Genomic DNA, 19794 nt, shown 5'->3' with positions numbered 1-19794 from the left:
GTCACGCCTCCCTTGGCTTGAAGACGAACTTTCGGTCGAGAGCGTATTTCGAGACATAGCCGATCGCCAAGCCGATCGCTCCGCCGGTGTATTTGGCAAGTTCCGTCTTCCAGAGTGTCCAGAAGGCAATTTCGAACCCCCAGAATATGAGCGTCGTCAGCACGCTGAACAAGCCGTACAGCGCAACCTTCGACATCTCGTCGCCATGCGAGGAGTAACGGTCGAAGAAGATCCAATTTTTGTCGAGAACATATTTCAGGGCGAAGCCGGCGGCGGTGCCCGCGAGGATCGATGGCATCAGGCCCGGCCACGGCGCTATTTGGAGAACGATCGCCTGGACCAAGAAATTGGCGGCGGTGGAGAGCATCGCGAAGGCGACATAGCGGACCGCGACGCCGGTGGGAGTGCTTCGCTGCTGGAACTGCGAGCCCATCACGAACCTCACATCGCGGCAACGACGAACAGGCTGGCGGCCCCCAGCGTGGCGAGGCTGACCTTGTCCCTGATAGCGAAGACCACCGGATCATCATGCATCTGCCCCCGATGGGCGAGCATGAGGATGCGCGCGATCCAGCAGGCGAGGACCGGCCCCGCGAGCCACAGCATTCCCGGTCGGGCATAGATGTCCTGCGCGTTATCGCTCGCGGCATAGAGGGCAAACAGCGTCAGCGCATTCATCCCCGCCCCCGCTGCCAAGGCACCCACCATGCCGATGTCGGCCTTCCTGTAGTCCCGGCCCTTGGAGTCCGGCAGGCGCGCGGCGCGACGTCCGATCAACTCGGTGTACCGTTTGACCAAAGCGAGCGAGAGGAACCAGCTCATCATGAAGGCAAGGAGCCAAGGCGATGGCCAAACAGAGAGGGCTGCGGCCCCTCCGATCACCCGCGTGGTATAAAGCGATGCAAGGGCCACGACATCCAGGATCATCTTGCGCTTGAAGAAAAACGAATAGGCGGTGGTCAATGCAAAATATCCCGCCAACACAAGAACGAACCCTGGCGTCACCATGACGGCAACCATGAGCGATAGGAGAAGCAGGATTGGGATGACGGCAATGGCGTCCGAAAGCGGGATGTCACCGCAAGCAAGAGGCCTGCGGCATTTCGTGCGATGGCCGCGGTCGTCCTGGAGATCCACCAAATCATTGAGGATATAGACGCCGGAAGCACAGAGTGAGAATGCAAGGAAAGCCAGACCGGCGCTGACCATGCTGTGGACATCGAAGAGCTGATTTATCACAAGCGGGACAAAGACCAGCCCGTTCTTGACATACTGATGCACACGCAACAGCCGCGCCCAAGTGCGCCAGGTCGCCTTTTCACACGGAAGATGTTGGACGTTGGCGCACTGTCGGCTGAGTTTTTGCGCGACCGCGGGCGATGTCCGTATGGCATAGGATTTGGCGGCATGGCGCCAGACAGGAAGATCGGCCACATCGTTGCCAATATAGTCGAACCCGCTTTTTCCGAAAGCGGCGACGAGTTGTTCCGCTTTGACATCGGCAGCGCAGTTCGTTGTTTCGCTGGTTGCAAACCAAGCGTCGAAAAGGCCGAGATGTTCGGCAACTGCGGAAACGAGACGCTCATGGCTCGCTGAAGCGAGATAGATAGGTCGTCCCTCCTCCCTTGCCGCCCGGATCACCTTCAAGACCTCCTCGTCATACGGAAGGAGAGCCGGATCGAAATCCACTGGTTGCGAAAGACGGTGCTTCAGACAGGCTTTTCCGCCGCACAGGGCCTTGACGAGATCCACAGCCGAGTGAGGGCGTCGAGCCAGTTCGGAGAAAGCGGTTTCGATCAGCAGATCTGATCGTAGGAGGGTGCCGTCCAGATCGACCACCAATGGGCAAGGCTGTAGTAACGTTTCGAGGTTTCCGGGACAGACCGCCGACGGCGGCGCATGCATTGGCTCGAGGCGCTCATCCTCCTGGAGTCCCGGCAGAAACTCTCTTTGCAGGAGGAACTCACGTTGCAGTTCGCTCAAAGGAATTCCCCTCTGCTTCAAACCCAGGAGTTCGTCGAACGCCGGCCGAGGCGGTTAGTTCCATTGCCGCAGAAATGCTCCCTCAGGTTGCGCTTATCCTGCCCATCCCAAAATATTTCCCGGAAAACTCGTGGTCTGCGAGGAGGATGATTGCCTCCGTTCATCCGTGATATGAACCGCAATGACGACCCCGAGGCTCTCAGACATTGGCTTGAGGTGGCGGGAGCGGGCCCGATGCCCGATGCGGCCAAGGACTTTCCGTTCGACGTTTGCTGGGGGGTCAGCCGGCTGGGGCTTCGCCGCCGTCATCGGGGCACTCGCCGCGATCCTGATCGCGCCCCGCCTATTCTTAGCCCGACGATGATGACGCCGATCCTGTCCTATGCCCTGGCGGCTGCAACGATGGGCAACGTCGAGCCGCGTCGCCTCACTCCGCAGTCGGTCCTGATCCTGAGAGCGCGACACGCAGACGCGACGCTTCTGCGTTCTCTGCCCACGGGCTGAGATCGGGATTCACGACGCAGTCGGCCGATCGCGGCAGGCCGGCAGCTACTATGAAATTCGGAGCGTAAACTCAGTCTTGGTCAGCATGCGGCAGAAAGGACGCGCGATGTATGGACCCAACCGCGCCGCTGTTTATCGGCAAATTGGCCAATCGCCGCGTCCGGTGACAATGTCATGTTTCGGCGTCAGCTGCGGGACGCGATTTCGCTTGCCTTTCGAGAAGTGCCGACGTCCCAATATTGCAGAGCACCGCGCACCTCCGCTCGTGTAGGGGCGCCGATGCGACCACCGAACACCTGGCATTTGAGCGCTGCTGCCATGGACGACAAGCGCATCGTCTCTTCGATCGGCAGGCCTTCAGCGATCGCCAGCGCGAAAGCGCCATGGAAGATGTCGCCCGCCGCAAGCGTGTCAACCGCTCTGACCGTCGGAGCGGCAAGATGGCGGATGTCGCCGCTTGGTTCATCGAACCACAGCGAGCCGCTCTCGCCGGCTGTGACGCTGATGAAGGCATGTTCGAATTTCCGCTTCAGAAGGCCGACGCTTTCCACCAGATCCGCGGTCCCGGCAAGCCGCTCGGCCGCCGGCTGTGAAAAGATGATGTGGCTGGCCGCCGGCGCAAGCATCTCGATGATGCCCTCGCCCGCAACATCGCCATCGAGTATGGCCGGTATGCCGGCTTCGTCGGCCGCGATCAGCGTCCGCAGCGCCAGCTTCGGCCAGCGGACGTCGACAAGCACGGCATCGAAGGCAGAAATCTCCTGCGCGCTGACCGGCCTGACCGTATTGTGCAGCCGCTCGTCGTAGAAGGGCACGATCAAGCGTTCGCCCTGATCATCGATGAGGATCGTCGAGATGGCCGAGCGGGCGCCGTCGATACGCAGCATGTCGCTCGTATCGATGCCGCTCTTGCCGAGATCGGCTATGATGCGTTTGCCGGCGGCGTCGTTGCCGACCGCGCCCCAGAGGCTGGCGGCGCCGCCGAGCCGGACGATGGCATAGGCCGCACTGGAGGCCATGCCTTCGGCGACCTGCAGCATCTCATAAGGCAGGATCTTGCCCTGGCCGGCGGGCAAAGTTCGGACGCGAAACAGCGTGTCCAGAACCGCCGCGCCCACACACAGGACCCGGCGGGGTGGATTGAAGTCGGAGGAAATCGTCAAGGGCCGCCTCGCCCGCTCACTTGACGGCTCCGGCCGTCAGGCCTGCCACGATCTGCCGTTGCGCGAACACGGTCAAGATCAGCACGGGCAAGGTGACGATCAGCGCCGCCGCTGCAAGCGGCCCCCAACTGACCTGTTCGAAGGAGAGCATGTTGTAGACGGCGACGGGAAGTGTGCGCGTCTCGCGGCTGGCGAGCACGATGCCGAAGACGAAGTTGTTCCACGAGAAGATGACCGACAGGATGAAGGAGACCACGATGCCCGGCCTCGCGATCGGCAGAGCGACCAGGCGGAAAACCTGCCAGGGGTGGCGCCGTCGATGCTTGCGGCCTCTTCCAGCTCCATCGGCGTGGTTTCAAAATAGCCGATCATGATCCATACGACGATCGGCACCGTGACCACGAGGTGGATGATGATCTGCGGCATCAGTGTGCCGAGCAGGTTCAGCCACTGGAACAGCAGGAAGAGCGGAATGAGGAAGGACAGCCCCGGCGTCATGCGCGCGATCATGATGACCATCGCCGACTTCTCCGCCTTCAGGCGAGCGATGCCGTATCCGGCGGGTACGCCGATCAAGAGCGCCAGAAGCGTGGCACTGCCTGTCACCAGCAGCGAATTCCAGAGATAGAGGAAGAAGTTGTTTTCCTCGAAGACCTTCAGATAGTTCGTCCAGGCGAAACGCTCCGGAATGAAGATCGGCGGATAGGCGCCATTGTCGATTTCATATTTCAGCGACAGCGAGATCATCCAGAGGAAAAACAGGATAACCGGCGAGATCATCACCAGAGCGACGAACAGCAGTCCGATGCGGTCGAGCGTCTTGCGCTTCATCAGCGTCCCTCCCCGTTCGACCAGTTCGCCCGCTGCCGGACCATCATAAGGACGAAGGACAGCAGCACGATCAGAATAAAGAAGATGACCGCCATGGCCGAGCCATAACCGATATCGTAATAGGCGAAGGCAGTGTTGTAGAGATAGATGTTGATCGTTTCCGAGGCCGTGCCGGGGCCGCCCTGGGTCATGGCGTAGATGATGTCGAAGCTTTTTACGGCATCGATGCTGCGGATGATCACGGCGATCATCAGGAACGGCGCAATCATCGGCAACGTCAGATAACGGAATTTCTGCCAGACATTCGCTCCATCGATCTCCGCACTTTCATAAGGCTCGCGCGGGACCGCCGCCAGGCCGCCGAGCACGATCAGCATGACGAGCGGCGTCCATTGCCAGGTCTCGACCAGAACCAGCGAGGGGATGACGCTGCTCTGGTTATAAATCCACTCCTGCGGTCCAATGCCGACAAAGGACAGGAGGTAATTGAGAACCCCGAGCTGCGGATGGAACATCATCGTCCACACCAGCGCGATGGCGACAGGCGTCGCCATCATCGGCATCACGAATATGCCGCGCAAAAGACCGCGGAACGGAAATTGGGCATCGAAGATCAGCGCGGCGAGCGTCCCGAGAAACAGGGGCGCCGCCACGGAGAGCGTCGTATAGAGCACCGTGTGCCAGAGCGACTCCCAGAAACGCATGTCGACCGCCAGGCGGGCGTAATTATCCAGCCCCGCAAAGACTTGCGATTGACCGAGCGTCCAGCTGTTCACGCTCATCCACAGGGTAAAGACCCATGGAAAGACGATGACGGCGGCTATGACGATCAGCGCCGGGATGACGAAGGGCCAGTAGTTGGGAGCAAACCGATCCGGTTTGCTCCTTCCTTTGGACGCGGCCTTGGTCGCTGCGGCCGTTTCGATGCTCGCCGCCATTATCCCTCGCTTTTCGCCAGCACGGGTTCGAACTGGGCCGTCGCCGCCTTCAGCTCGGTTGCCGGATCGGCGCCGCCGATCATGTTGGTCAGACCGACGCCATAGATGTCGCGGAACTCGGTGACCGGAATGATCACAGGCAGCGCGAGCTGCGAAATCTTGCCGGAGCCGGCGACCGCATCCAGCCATGCGGCCGGCATCTTGACGCCTTCGCGGACCTTCGCATCCTCGAGAACGGACTGGCGGAAAGGAACGCCGGCGCCGGCCTGCAGCAGGCGCGCGCCCATGTCGTGCGAAATCGCCCATTGGCAGAAGAGGTAGGCTGCTTCCTTTTTCTGGCTTGCCGCGACGACGCCAAGGCCGTCGCCGAAGGTTCCCGCCGCCTGCGCCTTCGGGCCTTTCGGCATGATGCCGTACCCGACCTGGCCGACGACACGCGACTTTTCCGGGTTCTCGATCGGCGGCGCAAAGCCGACGCCGTCCAGCCACATCCCGATCTTGCCTTGCAGGAAGGCTGACTGCGCCTCGGCCCAGTTGAAGCCGGAGACGCCGGGAGGGGCGGTCTTGGTCATCAGCCTCTGGTACAGCGTGGCGGCATCGATCGCTTCCTGCGATGTCGTGCGCAGCTTGCCGTCCGGTCCGAGCGGGCTCGAACCGTAGCCGAGCAGCAACGTCGTCCAGACCGGCGTGTTGGCGTTCTTCAGGCCGCGGGCGACGAAGCCGTAGGTGTTGGTCGAAGGATCGGTCAGCGCTTCGGCGGCACTTGCCAGTTCTTCGAAGCTCGTGGGGTAAGCAAGCCCTTTCTTTTCGAACAGCGCCTTGTTCCAGTAGATGATCCAGTAATCGACCGAGAAAGGCAGCGAACGCAGGACGCCATCCGTATCCTTGGCGAAGGCGAGGCCTGCTTCGGCAATATCGCTTTCAGTGAGCGACGGATCGGTCAGAGCCGGGTCCTTGAGGAAACCGCTGATATCGGCAAGCCAGCCGCCCTTCTCGAACTGCCGCTTCTGAACGTGGTAGCTCATGTGCACGACGTCGAAGCTCGGCTTGCCGGAACTGAGCTCGATGGTCGTCTTCTGGCGCTGCTGCTGTTCGGGCGTTGCTTCGGCATTGACCTTGATGCCGGTGAGTTCCTCGAACTCGGGCAGGTACTTGGTCAGGATCTCGCTGCGCGGGCTCTTGACCAGGTTGACTTCGAGCGTGGTGCCGGCGAAGCGCTTCCAGTCGACGGCAGCGGCGGCCGGCCGCATGCCGAGCATGCTGCTGGCCCCGAGAGCGGCAGTCCCCGCCAGAAAACCGCGCCGCGTCGGATTGAAGAATGATGGCATGTTGATCCTCCTCCTTTTGCCGGCGATCTCCTCATCCCCGGCTGTTCATTCCCGATTATATCCTGAGCGCACGATCCCTTGCATGATTGATATGTGCGACAAGGCTGTTGACGGCGTCCTCCGCCGATCGTCGTTCGATTGCCTCGAGCACTTTCAGATGCTCGCCCATGACGGGTCCGACGTGACCGTCGATGCGAAAGCGATCCTGGCTGATCAGGCGCATCTTGATCGAATTCACGCGGTAAGCGTTCGAAATGATGGTATTTCCAAGAGCATCGATAAAGGCATCGTGCATGCCCCAATCGACGGCCTGGGCGCGCAGCTCCAATTCGTGCGAGGCATCGCCGTTTCGGATGGCCTCGGCAATATCCCGATGCTGCTTCAAGAGCCCGGCGATCGTCTCGTCCGACGCAGACCGGGTGAAGAGCGCCACGGCCTCCTTCTCCAGGAACACACGCAGCTGGAACGCTTCGCGAATGAGGTTCAGATCGATGTGAGCGATCTGCAAGCCCCGCTGCGGCACCGTCTTGATCAGCCCTTCGGCTTCAAGCCTGGGAATGAGCTCGCGGATGGCGCCGAGCGTCAGTCCCGTCAATTCCACGAGACGGCGCTGCGAAACGAACTGGCCGGGACGCACGTCACGCGCAAGCAGGTGGCGCGTGAAACTCGCATAGGCCTTTTCCCGCAGCGTCGGCTGCTCGTCCGTTCCGTCCATCGCCTCCTCCAGCACCATGTCCGACCTATGCGGCTTTCGACCGGAAAAGACCGTCGAAAGCGCGGAAGAGCTGGCTCTGCCCCTCCCCGGATATTGAAACGAGCGGCGGACGGACCGCAAGCCAGATTTCATCCGATGTCTGATGTGCCACCATGGCTTTCACGGCTGGGACGACCGGATATTTGAGCAGTTCGTCCACGAATGCCTCGATGCGGGGATCGTCCTTGCCGTCTTCGGCCATCAGCTTGACGTCGCGGGGTACGAAATTCGCCATGCCTGAGATCGCGCCCTGGCCGCCAAGTCGTACGCCCCTGGCAAGATGCCGTTCATCGCCGATCAGGATGATGAGGTCGCCATGGGCCTTGAGCAGGCTTTCCGTGAACGGCCAGTCGCCGGACGAATCCTTGACGCCTGTGACAATGTGCGGAAAGGCGGTCCGCAAGCGGCCGATCAGCGACACCGTCAGCGGGACCATGGTGATCGAGGGAATATTGTAGACGATGATGTCCCGCGCCCGATCGCCCAGCATGGCGAAGACGGCCGAAAACCACTGGAAGACGCCGTCGTCACCGACATTTTTGAAATAGGACGGCGGAGCCAGAAGGATATTCCTCGCTTCCAGGGAAAGGGCATGGCCCGCCTGTATCGCCGCATCCTCCACCGAGTCGACCAGGACGCCGGCGATGATGTTCTCTGCCGCGATCCCTGCATCGAGAAAGGCCGCGAGCACGCGTTCGCGTTCCCGGCTTCCGATGGATGAGCCCTCGCCCGTCGTCCCGAACAACGTCACGCTGCTGCAGCCAGCAGCAAGGCACCGCCGCCCCTGCGCAATCATCGCATCGAGAGCGATATCGCTATTGCCGTCAAACGGCGTGGCAAGGGCGACAGACAGCCCGAATTTTGATGGCAAAATCATTCCTCCCCCATCTGGCAGATCAGATCTAGCAGACTGACATGTTAGCTGTAAAGACTTGACTGCCGAAGTGAGGACTTTGTCCGCCGCTGGGCGACGGCAGGTATGTCGAGAGAGCATGGAGGCGGATCTCAGAAGCGGGAAGAGCGGTTGATTGGACCTCAGTGTCTGGATGGCGCCCGCCAGCGGCGTAGAGCCCGTCAGCGTTATTGGGAGCAGCCAATTGCACCCAGGCGGCCACCTAGCGGCTCACCTTTAGCGTCCGCTGTTTTCCCGACATGATTGCGCCGGATTCTGAGCGCTACGATCAAGCATTGCGGTCAATAGGATGTGGGGGGTTCCAATGCAACGCAGGCTGTCGGCTATCCTCTTGGCTGACGTCGTCGGCTACACCCGTTTGATGGAAATCGATGACATCACCACGCTAAGCCGCCTCAAGTCACTGCGTCATGACTTGGTCGACCCCTGTATTGCCGCTCACAACGGACGGATTGTCAAGCTGATGGGCGATGGGATGCTGGTGGAGTTCGCCAGCGTCGCCGATGCAGTCAGGTGCGCGACCGAGGTTCAACGCGGGGTGGCTAGAGCCGAATCCCAGGAGGCCGAGGACCGCCGTCTCGTATATCGCATTGGGATCAATCTCGGCTACATCGTTGTCGATGGCGACGACATCTACGGTGACGGGGTGAATGTCGCCGCGCGCCTGCAATCTCTTGCAGATCCCGGTGGGGTGGCGATCGCCGGCATTGTGCGCGAGCACATCGGTAGCGAGTTGGGGATCGACTTCGAGGATTTCGGCCAACATTCCGTGAAGAACCATGAGAGGCCAATACAAGTCCATATGGCGCGCTTCGAACGCCCGTGGCAGGATGCGTCGTCGAAGCGGGCCGCGGCGGCGACCGCCGCCGAGCGTGAAGGCGCGTCTATCGCGGTGCTGCCATTCACGAACATAAGCGGTGATCCGGAGCAGGAATACTTTAGTGATGGCATCACCGAGGACATCATCACCGATCTTGCGAAAGTGTCGGCGCTCAGTGTCATCGCCCGCAATTCAAGCTTTATCTACAAAGGCCGCTCTGTGGACATGAAGCAGGTGGGACGCGAGCTAGGAGTGCGGTATGTGCTGGAAGGCAGCGTGCGCAAGGCCGGAACCAAAGTGCGCATTGCGGCGCAGCTCATCAATGGAACGGATGGCCGGCACGTGTGGGCGGAGCGGTACGACCGCGACCTTGAAGATATTTTCACGCTGCAGGACGAAATCTCCAAACATATTGTCGACGCGCTTAAGGTGCGACTCCTCACGAAGGAGCTTGAGACCATTACCAAGCGGGGAACCGAAAATCCGGAGGCCTATCAGACTTACCTAATGGGACGATCGTTCTTTAACCGTGGACACGAATCGAGGAGCATAAAGGCAGCCCGGCGTCTGTTCGCAGAGGCCATCGACCTCGATCCGCTGTATGCGCGGGCCTATGCCGGACTGGCCGACTGCGACTCCTACCTCCTGCTCGCCAACGATCCGACTGCCACATATGACAACATCATAGACAACGCTGACCGGGCTTTGGAGCTCGATCCAGGTCTCTCCGACGCTCATGCATCGCGTGGCATCGCAATGTTTACCAAAGGCCTGCGCGCTGAGGCCGAGGCCGAATTTGAGCTCGCCCTCGAACGAGATCCGACCTCATTCGAGGCGAACTTCTTCCGTGGGCGCAATTGTCACGCGCAGGGCCAGTTCGAAAGGGCGCGCGGCTTCTACGAACGCACCATCGTCTTGAAGCCAGATGATTATCGGGCCTGGGACCAATTGCGAGCCGTCCATGTATCCCTTGGACACCAGGAGGAAGCAGCGCAGTCGGCACGAGAATGCCTGCGGCTGATAGAACGAGAGATCGCCGCACATCCCGACGAGCCGATCCTTCTTTGCTACGGTGGCTGTTTGCTGGCGGATCTGGGCGAGATGGAGCGTGGAGCGTCGTGGGCGTCGCGTGCCGCCGCAATCGCCAAGGACGATCTCAGGGTCCTCTACAATCTCGCTTGTTGCTATGCAAAGCTCGGCAAGCCCTCGGAGGCCATCGCCTGCCTTGAACGGCAAGCATCTGGATCGCCCGCCTACGTCGCGTCGGTCACGGCTTGGATGAAAAAGGACAGCGATCTGGATCCGCTCCGGGATCACCCGCGCTACCTGGCTGTTGCCGGCCGGATGGAAGCTCAGCTAGCAGCGGCGAAGGAGTGAGATCCGAGCCGTTCCTTGGATCGTGGTGGCGACCAAGCCCGTCGACTTCCGTAAGGGTCATGATGGACTGGCGGCGCTTGTCAAACCGCCCCCGCCGGCAAGGGCAATCGCTTTCCCTTGCGGCCATGACCTGCTTCGGCTGCGAGGTTCGCGACATCTATTGCCGGCTATCTGGCAGTTACTCGGGACTTAAAGAGCAATAGCAAACCTTCGGTGAGGCCGTTCTGCAATGCATCCGTGCTCCTCTTCCGTGCGCCAACGTTATGGCTCATACGCCATTGGATGTCGGCCAACGCGCGGTCTAGTTTCTTTTAATTTCACAGTAGACAACGCTGCGGTTTGAGCCGGACCAAACAGACACTTTCGCATCCGTCCCAGTCACGCTTTCATGGGCGATCGCGCCCATTTCGCGTTCTGAGCGCAACAGCAGCGCCCAATTCATGAATGTCTCCATATAACCATCGACATCCGTTTCCGGGGAGAAGTTGGCGAAGAGGAATGTGCCGCCAGGCTTAAGCATGCCGACGCACTTCCTGGTCAACCTCACGGCCACCGCGTCCGGCAAATAGTCATAGAGACCTGCGGCGTAGACGAAATCGAACGTTCCCAACGCATGCCTTCCACCGAGCACGGATTTGACCGACCCGTTCACCGCCTCGACGGCCGTACCGGCGAAATCGCGGGCTACGGTTCCGACGCTCATCGGGTCCTGATCCAAAGCGACCCAGCGTTTGATCGCGCCGGTGCCGAGCGCGCGCGACAAAGGCCCTTCACGAAGATGCCCCGAAGCGATGGCCAGAACTTCGGTGGAACCAGGCCGAGCCGAAGCGATTTCGTCGACGCGGCGCGCCAGAATGTCTCGACGCTCCCTTACCGCGACGGATGACGAAGCATTTCGAGTATAGGCGTAGATCGAACGTCCCAAGTCGCTCGATGATGCGACTGCGTCCTCGATCTCAGGCCTGCCGTAGATGAAGTCGAGAAGACGTGCGTCGCCGGAATAGCCGCGCGGCTTTTCGAACGACCAGCGGGTCAATGGATCTTGAAGCAAATACTGAGCAACCGGATGAGATTGCGCGATCGGAACGATGACGTCCCACACGTCGGGGTGAAAGCGGCGCCGCAGCTGATGCAGGGCGTCGGTGAGCCGCTCGATTATCGCACCTGGCTCGACGCCGGATTTGAACTGACGGAGCGACACGTCAAGGCTGACGGCAAGTTCGGCTTTGGCAACAATCAGGTCGCCGGGCTTCGGCGCGGCAAACCTCCTTGCTGCCTGACGAATTTCACCGGGCGCAACAAGACTTTCACCATCCAAGACAAGACTTCGTGCCATTTCGAGACTCCCTTGACCTAGCGTTAAGCATAATCAACCTCGAAATAGGATGCGACTGGAATCCACACGGGATAAGGGTAATTCTACTGTTGCGGGTGGGAACCTGCTTCTCTACGAATGTTAAATAACAAGACAAACCCTTTGCAGGTTGCCGAACGAAATTTTGGAGGGCGCCGAAGCATGGCTTGCAGTTTATTTTCGTTGGATCGTAGCCGAGCTGGCATCGTTACATGAGCGCGGCTTGCCCTACTGTGCGGGGTGATGAATCAACCGACAGCTTTTCATTTGCTGAGGTTTGCAAGTCTCTGGAAGCCGAAAATGATTCTGCCAGAAGGCAAAGCTCACGGCATGGTCTTTGGATCGCGGTCGCCGTTTATCTGTCCTTCGCACTTCCCGACCAGTGGCTTATCCCCGACGTTGCGCCTGTGACGATCGCCGCGCGATTCGTCGTCGCAGCGATGGCGCTGCTGACTTTCGAAGCCTTGCGACTGGCAAAAGTGAAAATCGTCTGGCTCGACATCACATGCGCCGCGGCACTGCTTGCGGGCTATTTGGGCTGGCTTTACCCGGCGATTGGCACCCGTGACGTCGCTGCCATGTCCTACTATATGATTTTCGGCGCCATCTTCATGATGGGCGCCAACCTCTTTTTCAGTTTCTCGTTTCGGCTGTCGGTGATCACCTCCAGCTTCGTGCTCTGCGCATTTTTTCTGACGATCGAGGCGTATTTTCCTTCAAGTCAAACCTACAAGCTTGCCTTCGGCATGTTCTACATTTCCTGCTTTGTCTTCACGTCTTCCATCAATTGGCGATTGAATGTCGAGCGCCGAAACGTGCTGCTGAACGCGGCGGAGGCTCGCTATCAGCACTGGGAAGCCTCCGAGCGCGGAAGGTCGCTGCTCGAGCTTTCAAATACCGACTATCTGACAGGCATAAACAACCGACGCGCGCTGGATCTGCGGCTCGACGAATGCTGGGCCGCCTGGAAAGACGAAGGCCGTGACTTCGTCGTGTTCCTCATCGACGTCGACTTCTTCAAACGCTTCAATGATCGCTACGGGCATCAGGAGGGAGACCGATGCCTGACTGTCGTCGCCAATGCGCTGAAGGCGGTTGTAGAGTCGTCCGGTGGCATGATCGGCAGGTACGGCGGCGAGGAGTTTATCGTGGTCATGCCGGCTGAAACTCCCTCGATCGCGATGAGTCTGGCCGAAAAGATCAGATTGGAAGTCGAGTTTCTGGCGATCGCACATGACGAGCGACCAGATGATAGCCCGATCGTAACCGTCAGCATCGGCGTCGCTTTCACCCGCGAGGACGTTGGAGAGAAAGTGGAGCGAATAGTGCGCGAAGCCGATCTTGCTCTTTACAATGCCAAGGCAAGTGGCCGAAATTGCATTCGTCGGTTTGATCCCTCGTTGCCTCGCCCCGACGACAATGCTGGTAAACTCATCCCGCTGCTGACGGCCGCCATTGATCGCAAACTGGTCTCGCTCGTTTACCAACCGATCTTCGACCTGTCGAACGAGAGAGCAAAAGCCGTCGAGGCTTTGATGCGCCTCAGGATGCCTGACGGTACTGCGGTTTCGCCGAGGACATTCATTCCGGTTGCAGAACGAACGGGCGCTATCCTCGAATTGGGTAAGTGGGCGATCGAGACGGCGTGCCGTGACATATTGATGACAGATCGGATGGCCACCGTCAGCGTCAACGTGTCGCCCATACAACTGCGCTCCCCCGGCTTCGCCGCGAGCGTCGCTGACATTCTTGCTCGGTGCGGGGTCTGCGGGTCGCGGCTGGCCTTGGAAGTCACCGAGGGCCTGGACATGGATATGCAGTCGGAAGTGCTGAAATGCATTGCAGATCTGCGGGCTCTCGGCGTCGAAATTTGGCTTGACGATTTCGGCTCCGGCTTCGCGGGCCTCTCTTGGCTGAGGGCGATCGAGTTTCAGACGGTCAAGGTCGATCGGACCTTTCTGCACGACTGCTCCAACCCACGCGGGTTGACGATGCTTCAGGACATGGTCTCTCTCATCCGCAATCGTGGGAATACGATCCTGGTGGAAGGCGTCGAAACGGCAGCACAATTGTCCCTACTCAAGGATCTTCGCATTGACCGCGTCCAAGGCTTTCATATGGGAATGCCGGTTAGCGCCGAACGTCTGAACGCGGCATAAGTCGAGCTCAACGTTTCCAAAACACGATCGGCTGAGAATGTGGCCAGTTTCGCTGATCACTTTTGTTCAAGAAGCGTCGCGGAAAAACTGCTATATCCGCCCGATGCAGAATATTTCCCAGGAACAGGCGACCGAAGCCATGCCGCTTGCAGGGGCGGAGACGACGCGCTTTTGGCGCGATCCGCGCTTCGGCGGCATGGAATGCCTGAGCGCGACCTTCCTGACGCATGAGTTCGCACCGCACGCCCATGATACGTTCAGCATCGGCGCCATCGAGAGCGGCAGCCAGATCGCCACGATCTGCGGTGCACGTGAGGCCTCCGGCCCCGGCGATCTCTATTTGATCAATCCGGGCGAGACGCATGACGGGGCGCCGACCGATGGCGGCTATCGCTATCGCATGATCTATCCCGACCTGTCGCTCTTTCGCGAAATCCTCGAGGATGTCACCGGCCGCACCTTCCGCGGCACGCCGGCCTTCGGCAAGCAGATTCTTCAGGATCCCAAACTGGCCGCGGCGTTTCTTGGTGCCCACCGGACCTTGGAGGCCGGAGTCGGGGCACTGGAGACCAGCCAGAGCATGTTCCTGGTGCTCGACGCAATGTTTCGTCAGCATGGGAGCTCGATCATCGTGCCGACCGACACCTCGGAGCGTTCAGCAGTTCGGCGCGCGCGGGATTATCTGACGGAACACTATGCGACCGATCTGGGGCTGGAAGAACTCGCCGCCGTCGCCGGCCTCAGCCGCGCGCATCTGATCCGCGCCTTCCGCAAGGAATTCCATATCACGCCGCACGCTTTCCTTACCGATGTCCGCGTCAGGAGCGCACGCCGCAGGCTGCGGGCCGGTGACCTGCCGGCAGAGGTCGCGCTGGAATGCGGTTTTGCCGACCAGGCCCATTTCACCAGGCACTTCAAGGCGCGCACGGGATTAACCCCAGGCCAGTATCGGGCGCGATAATCACTTTCGTTCAAGACGTCGCTTCGGCACGGCTCTATGACCTCGGCATCAAGCGGAGGTTCGAACGTGCGCAAAAACGAAATCTGGGCGGAATTTTCAGGCGGAATGCGGGCGATCGCGCCACTCGTTGCCGCCGTCATTCCCATCGGGCTGGTTTTCGGCGCCGTCGCCGCAACGAAGGGACTCTCGCCGCTGGAGACCGGGCTGATGAGCGCGCTCGTCTTTGCCGGCGGTTCGCAATTCGTAGCGATGGATATCTGGACACATCCTGCCTCCTGGACGAGCCTCGGTTTCGCAGCCCTTCTCGTCAACATCCGCCACGTGCTGATGGGAGCATCGATCGTCACAAAGATGCAGGTGTTTTCACCGCGTGCCCGTTATCTCTCGGTGCTTTTTCTGGCCGATGAAATCTGGGCGATGGCGGAATTCCGCGCCGGTGCGGCGAGGCTGAAACCGGCATGGTTTGCCGGGCTGGCAGCGCCCTTCTACCTGGCATGGGTTCTTTCCGGACTGGCGGGCGCCACACTCGGGACGTTCCTCGGCGATCCCGCAACGCTCGGACTGGACTTTGCCTTTCCGGCCGTCTTCATCGTGCTCGTCATGGGCTTCTGGAAGGGGCGCGAGACCGGCGCCGTTCTGCTTGCGAGCGCCGCGGCGGCCGTGCTTACCCATCACTTCATACCCGGCGTCTGGTATGTCGCGGCCGGTGCTCTTGCCGGTGTCGCGGCCGCGACCTTCAGCGGTATGCGCCGCCTGGAGGTGTCGCCATGACGCTCGACCTGCAGACCCTGTTCGCCATTCTGGCCATGGCGGCTGCGACGATCCTGACCCGTGTCAGCGGGCTCTTTCTGCTGCGGTATGTGTCGTTGGACGGCGGCAGGCGCAAAGCGATCGAATCCATTCCGCCCGCGGTGCTCATGGCCGTGGTGGCGCCGACTGCTTTTGCGACAGGTATCGCCGAGAGCGCTGCCTGTTCCGTTACCGCACTCGCTGCCCTGCGCTTGCCGATGCTGGTCTCAGTCGCCGTCGGCGTCGTCTGCGTGGCGCTGCTCAGGGCGATCGGCTTGAGCTGAATGGCTTCAAGCCGCAAGAGTTGACGAGTTCGACGACAAAGCCGGGGCGGACGCAACCGTGCGATCCGACTTTGTCGATGAGCTCGGGACCGGACATACCAGAGTTACCGCAGGTCGCTTGCGTCAAGGCAACACTGCCCGCCCATGCGGGGCCATTCCGCGATCTCAAGCACCTCGCACAAGTCCGATTCCGTTTGCGCTTGCCCATTGTCCGATATCCTGCTTCGTCAGGGCGACGGCCATCAAGTCCGGAAATTGATCCGGCGTGCAGGCGAAGACCGGGCAATCCATAGCGGCGATCGCCCCGGCATGACGGGCGTCGTAGCCGGGCCGGCCGTCGTCGGAGAGCGCTAGCAGAACGATGACGTTGACACCGGATTGCTTGAGCGCTGCCACACGCGCCAGCATCGAGCCGGCATCCCCGCCTTCGTAAAGGTCAGTGATGAGAACGAGATGCGTCTTGTTGGGCCGGTCGATCTTGGTCTCGCAATAGGCAAGCGCCGCATTGATATCCGTGCCGCCGCCGAGTTGCACGCCGAAGAGAACCTTGACCGGATCGGCCAGATCTTCCGTCAGGTCGACGATCGCTGTGTCGAAACAGACGAGTTTCGTCGACAGGACCGGAAGCGACGCCATGACGGCGGCAAAGATCGATGCGTAAACGACCGAAGATGCCATCGAACCCGATTGGTCGACACACAGCATGACATGATCGAGGTCGGCCTGCGTACGGGTTTTGCGCGCGAACCCCACCAGGGTCTCCGGCACGATCGTGTGGAAATCCTCCTGGTAGTGGCGAAGATTGGCGCGGATCGTCCTCGGCCAGTCAATATCGGCGTGACGAGGCCGGCGGGTCCGCTGTGAACGGTTCAGGGCGCCCGTCACCTTCTCCACCGTTTTGGACTGCAATCGCTTCATCAAATCCTCGACGACCTTGTTGACCACCGCACGGGCGGTCTCCATGGTTTTGGCCGGCATCGCGCCGCGCAGCGAGATGAGATCGGCAACGAGATGCACGTCCGCTTCCAGCGTCTCGAGAAACTCCGGCTCCAGCATCAGCGCCTTGAGATTGAGGCGCTCGAACGCGTCCTTCTGGATGACCTGGACGACAGGCGAAGGAAAGAACTCGCGGATGTCGCCGAGCCAGCGCGATACTTTCGGCGAGGACGCACTGAGCCCGCCGCGCCCCTTGCGCCCTTCGGATTCGTAGAGGACCGACAGCGCGCGGCTCAGGCGCTGGTCCCGCTCGCCGAGACCCTCCATGTCGTCGTCGCCAAGTGCCAGCTTCCAGCGTCGGATACGTTCAGAGGTCATGCGCGTCCATTCCCAGGATCGTCTTCAGCAAAGGCAGCGCCCGTTCGAAGGCAGGGTTGTCCTCGATCACATCAGGCGCGGCCGATCGTTCCTTTCTTCCACCGGCGATGCGCTCCATGATCCGCTTGCGGCCGACCGCATCGAAACCGGTCAGCGCACGCCGGAAGAGCGGCAGGCTCTCCACGAAAACCTCCTCGTCCAGCCCGCAGAGCCATTCGTCGATGAGGAAGAGCAGCGTCTGATCCTGGATCAGCACCTCCGCAGACCCCGAAATGAAGGCTTCGATGAAGGCGCCGGCCCGTGTGGGGCTCTCGCCCACGATCTGCCGCGAGAAGGCAGCCGAGACCCGCGGCTCGTCCCAAAGGCTAAGGTCATGCAGACGGCGGAGACTGAAGCCCACGACCGGGGCCGCCGCCTGCTCGTCGTCGACCAGGAGGGCGAGCTGGCGCCGCCATTCCTCGAGCAGCGCGGGATCGCCAAACAGGCCAAGAGCTTCATCATAGGCGCGCATGGCGATGATGCGCTGAGACGCGGCATCATCGTCCAATTGGCGAGAAGCGATCCGGACGCCGGCATTGACTTCGACGCTGAGTGCGGTGATCAGCGCGCGAAGCTCCGGCTCCGGCAGCTTGCGGGCGGTTCCGTAGCGGACAATGCGCACGAGCGGCGCGACCGCGTTCATCAGATCGGTGATGTCGTTGTTCTGCACTGCGGCGGCCTGCAGAAGATCGATACAGGCGCTGGCTGCTTCGGGAAGATCGGCAACCAGCGCGCCGCGCACCAGCTCCGAAAGCCCCGCGATTCCATTCACGTTTCTGCCTCGATCGATCGTCGCCGCCGCTGCGGCCTGTTCGATCGTCAGGCCCCAGACAAGCGCCTCCGCCAGCCCGACGGACATGTCCGGCGACCATGCAAGGCTCCAAATTTCGCGGTAGGTTCCGCGCCCGGCCTCCGCGTCGATCAGCCGGCCCCAATGGACGCCGATCAGGTTGAGGCGGTGCAGGAAGGTCGATTTGAGCAGCCCCGCCTCGCTGCGCAGATCGAGCTTGATCTCGCTTGCCGTTTCTTCCGGCTTCAGCCGGGTCCTGCGGCACCACAGCTCGAAATCCTTGGCGAGCGGCGTTTGCGGCACCGCTTCGTCGATCTCGCCGATCCGGCTGCCGATATAAAGCTTGCGTTCGATCATCGCGAGCGGGATGTCGTCGCCATGGCATAGGCTGGAAAGCGAGGCATCCCGCATTTCGGCCAGTCCGGGCACGCTCAGCCCCCGCATGCTGGCGAGGCCGAGCGCAAGGCGGGCCGCCTCAATGGCAGAGGCTGTCGAAGCGTCAAAACCTTCCTGCCGCAAAAGAGCTGCCGTCCGCGCCTGCCAGACGGCGGCAAAGGCTTCTGGCCCGTCATGACGATCGCTGGAATAGAGGCTCCAGAGATGCCTATACCAACCGGGCGAAATGACGCCTGCGCCATAGCCGGACGCGTAGCTCAACCGTCCGTCGCTCCACGGCGCCCAGGTCGCCTCCACCTTCACCTTCGGCAGATCCTTGACGATCGCGCGGTCCTCGGCGACCGTCGTCTCGGCGCGCAGCCCACCCACATGCCAGGCGCCGATCACGACCGCGACCTCGCCGTCATGCTGCTTCAGCGCATCCCGGATATGCCCGCGCATGAAGGCTTCACGGCGCTTTTCGCGCAGCCATTCGGCATCGCTCATGCCGCCGGCATCCGCCTGATGCTGACGCGCTTCCGTCATTGCCGCTTCTATGGCGGCGAAAATTTCAAGCGGCGACTGGCCGCTGCCTTGCTGTTCGATCAATCCGTTCCAGAAGCTCTCGCCATCACCATATCCGGCGGCCTCTGCAAGCAGATCGAGAGGGTCGAGGCGGATCGTGGGGGCTTCCGAAGCGCCCTCCTCCGGATCTTCGCCGTCGCTATTTTCTGCCAACTCCGCCGCCTTCCTTTCGAGGGCGGCAAGCCGTTCCTCCCGGGCCGCTTTGGTCAGCGCCAGGGACACGGCGGCCGGCCAGTCGATGAAACGGACAGGACGGCCGTGAGCAAGCGCCCATTGCATGGCCACCCATTCCGGAGAGAATTCAGCAAAAGGCGCGAAGACGGCATTGGCGGCCTCATCGGCCGCGTAAAACAGCATCGCCAATGGCGGCTTCATGCCAGGCAGCGCCGCATGCTGGATCAGCGCATCGCCTTCCGTCGACCCTTCGATCAGCACGCAGGCCGGATCGAGCGCGTCGAGCGCGCCCTTCAGAAGCGCCGCCGAACCCGGCCCGTGATGGCGGATGCCGAAGAGATGCGCCTTCCGCTTCATGG

Annotated in this window: 16 protein-coding genes and 1 pseudogene; 6 read left to right on the top strand and 11 right to left on the bottom strand. The window is 61.0% G+C overall.

Going from position 1 to position 19794, the window contains the following annotated elements; all coding sequences use genetic code 11:
- Position 1 precedes the first annotated feature (1 nt).
- Together MHI61_RS29805 and MHI61_RS29800 are read right to left on the bottom strand one after the other, a co-directional pair.
- Positions 2-433 (bottom strand): GtrA family protein, encoded by a 432-nt coding sequence (locus MHI61_RS29805; protein WP_239793047.1) that lies wholly within the window; start codon positions 431-433, stop codon positions 2-4.
- Positions 434-441: 8 nt separating this feature from the next.
- The gene (locus MHI61_RS29800) at positions 442-1983 is read right to left on the bottom strand and encodes a UbiA family prenyltransferase (protein WP_239793046.1); all 1542 of its coding nucleotides are present in this window, start codon (positions 1981-1983) and stop codon (positions 442-444) included.
- Positions 1984-2217: 234 nt separating this feature from the next.
- Here MHI61_RS29800 and MHI61_RS29795 point away from each other — a divergent pair, with 234 nt between their 5' ends.
- The gene (locus tag MHI61_RS29795) at positions 2218-2487 is read left to right on the top strand and encodes a hypothetical protein (RefSeq protein ID WP_239793045.1); all 270 of its coding nucleotides are present in this window, start codon (positions 2218-2220) and stop codon (positions 2485-2487) included.
- A 185-nt stretch (positions 2488-2672) separates the two neighbouring features.
- On the opposite strand, the gene MHI61_RS29790 is transcribed toward MHI61_RS29795, so the two are convergent.
- From MHI61_RS29790 to MHI61_RS29765, 6 genes and pseudogenes are all read right to left on the bottom strand, one after another.
- Positions 2673-3650, bottom strand: coding sequence for a sugar kinase (locus tag MHI61_RS29790; protein ID WP_239793044.1), 978 nt, complete (start codon positions 3648-3650; stop codon positions 2673-2675).
- A 16-nt stretch (positions 3651-3666) separates the two neighbouring features.
- Positions 3667-4481: pseudogene (locus tag MHI61_RS29785) on the bottom strand (carbohydrate ABC transporter permease).
- Positions 4481-5422, bottom strand: coding sequence for a sugar ABC transporter permease (locus MHI61_RS29780; protein ID WP_239793412.1), 942 nt, complete (start codon positions 5420-5422; stop codon positions 4481-4483). The pseudogene MHI61_RS29785 and the gene MHI61_RS29780 overlap by 1 nt, the downstream one beginning before the upstream one ends.
- Positions 5419-6747, bottom strand: coding sequence for a sugar ABC transporter substrate-binding protein (locus tag MHI61_RS29775; protein WP_239793043.1), 1329 nt, complete (start codon positions 6745-6747; stop codon positions 5419-5421). Before MHI61_RS29775 ends, MHI61_RS29780 begins: the two co-directional genes overlap by 4 nt.
- A gap of 55 nt (positions 6748-6802) precedes the next feature.
- Positions 6803-7480 (bottom strand): GntR family transcriptional regulator, encoded by a 678-nt coding sequence (locus MHI61_RS29770; protein WP_170964821.1) that lies wholly within the window; start codon positions 7478-7480, stop codon positions 6803-6805.
- Between the two features lie 7 nt (positions 7481-7487).
- Positions 7488-8372 carry a dihydrodipicolinate synthase family protein gene (locus MHI61_RS29765; RefSeq protein ID WP_239793411.1) on the bottom strand — a complete coding sequence of 295 codons (885 nt, stop codon included), beginning with the start codon at positions 8370-8372 and terminating at the stop codon, positions 7488-7490.
- A 346-nt stretch (positions 8373-8718) separates the two neighbouring features.
- On the opposite strand from MHI61_RS29765, the gene MHI61_RS29760 reads away from it, so the two are divergent.
- Positions 8719-10611: an adenylate/guanylate cyclase domain-containing protein gene (locus tag MHI61_RS29760; RefSeq protein WP_239793042.1), complete on the top strand. Its 1893-nt coding sequence runs from the start codon at positions 8719-8721 to the stop codon at positions 10609-10611.
- A 301-nt stretch (positions 10612-10912) separates the two neighbouring features.
- Here the strand turns inward: MHI61_RS29760 and MHI61_RS29755 are convergent, their stop codons facing one another.
- Positions 10913-11947 (bottom strand): class I SAM-dependent methyltransferase, encoded by a 1035-nt coding sequence (locus tag MHI61_RS29755; RefSeq protein WP_239793041.1) that lies wholly within the window; start codon positions 11945-11947, stop codon positions 10913-10915.
- A gap of 230 nt (positions 11948-12177) precedes the next feature.
- Between MHI61_RS29755 and MHI61_RS29750 the strand changes: the two genes are divergently transcribed.
- The 4 genes from MHI61_RS29750 (at position 12178) to MHI61_RS29735 (ending at position 16158) form a co-directional block, all read left to right on the top strand.
- On the top strand, positions 12178-14124 hold the full coding sequence (locus MHI61_RS29750; RefSeq protein WP_239793040.1) for an EAL domain-containing protein: 1947 nt from the start codon (positions 12178-12180) through the stop codon (positions 14122-14124).
- Positions 14125-14227: 103 nt separating this feature from the next.
- Entirely contained in the window at positions 14228-15085 is an 858-nt protein-coding gene (locus MHI61_RS29745; protein WP_239793039.1) for an AraC family transcriptional regulator, read from the top strand.
- A 105-nt stretch (positions 15086-15190) separates the two neighbouring features.
- The gene (locus MHI61_RS29740; protein WP_239793410.1) at positions 15191-15856 is read left to right on the top strand and encodes an AzlC family ABC transporter permease; all 666 of its coding nucleotides are present in this window, start codon (positions 15191-15193) and stop codon (positions 15854-15856) included.
- Complete coding sequence (locus MHI61_RS29735) at positions 15853-16158, top strand: AzlD domain-containing protein (RefSeq protein ID WP_239793038.1); 306 nt, start codon at positions 15853-15855, stop codon at positions 16156-16158. Before MHI61_RS29740 ends, MHI61_RS29735 begins: the two co-directional genes overlap by 4 nt.
- Positions 16159-16323: 165 nt before the next feature.
- Here the strand turns inward: MHI61_RS29735 and MHI61_RS29730 are convergent, their stop codons facing one another.
- Together MHI61_RS29730 and MHI61_RS29725 are read right to left on the bottom strand one after the other, a co-directional pair.
- Positions 16324-17472 (bottom strand): VWA domain-containing protein, encoded by a 1149-nt coding sequence (locus MHI61_RS29730; protein WP_239793037.1) that lies wholly within the window; start codon positions 17470-17472, stop codon positions 16324-16326.
- Entirely contained in the window at positions 17462-19792 is a 2331-nt protein-coding gene (locus MHI61_RS29725) for a DUF5682 family protein (protein WP_239793036.1), read from the bottom strand. Before MHI61_RS29725 ends, MHI61_RS29730 begins: the two co-directional genes overlap by 11 nt.
- Between the last annotated feature and the right edge of the window lie 2 nt (positions 19793-19794).

Source organism: Rhizobium sp. K102 (assembly GCF_022385315.1).
GTDB lineage: Bacteria > Pseudomonadota > Alphaproteobacteria > Rhizobiales > Rhizobiaceae > Rhizobium > Rhizobium croatiense.
Note: the sequence above shows the minus strand (reverse complement) of the source record. Positions and strands in the feature narration are given on the sequence as shown.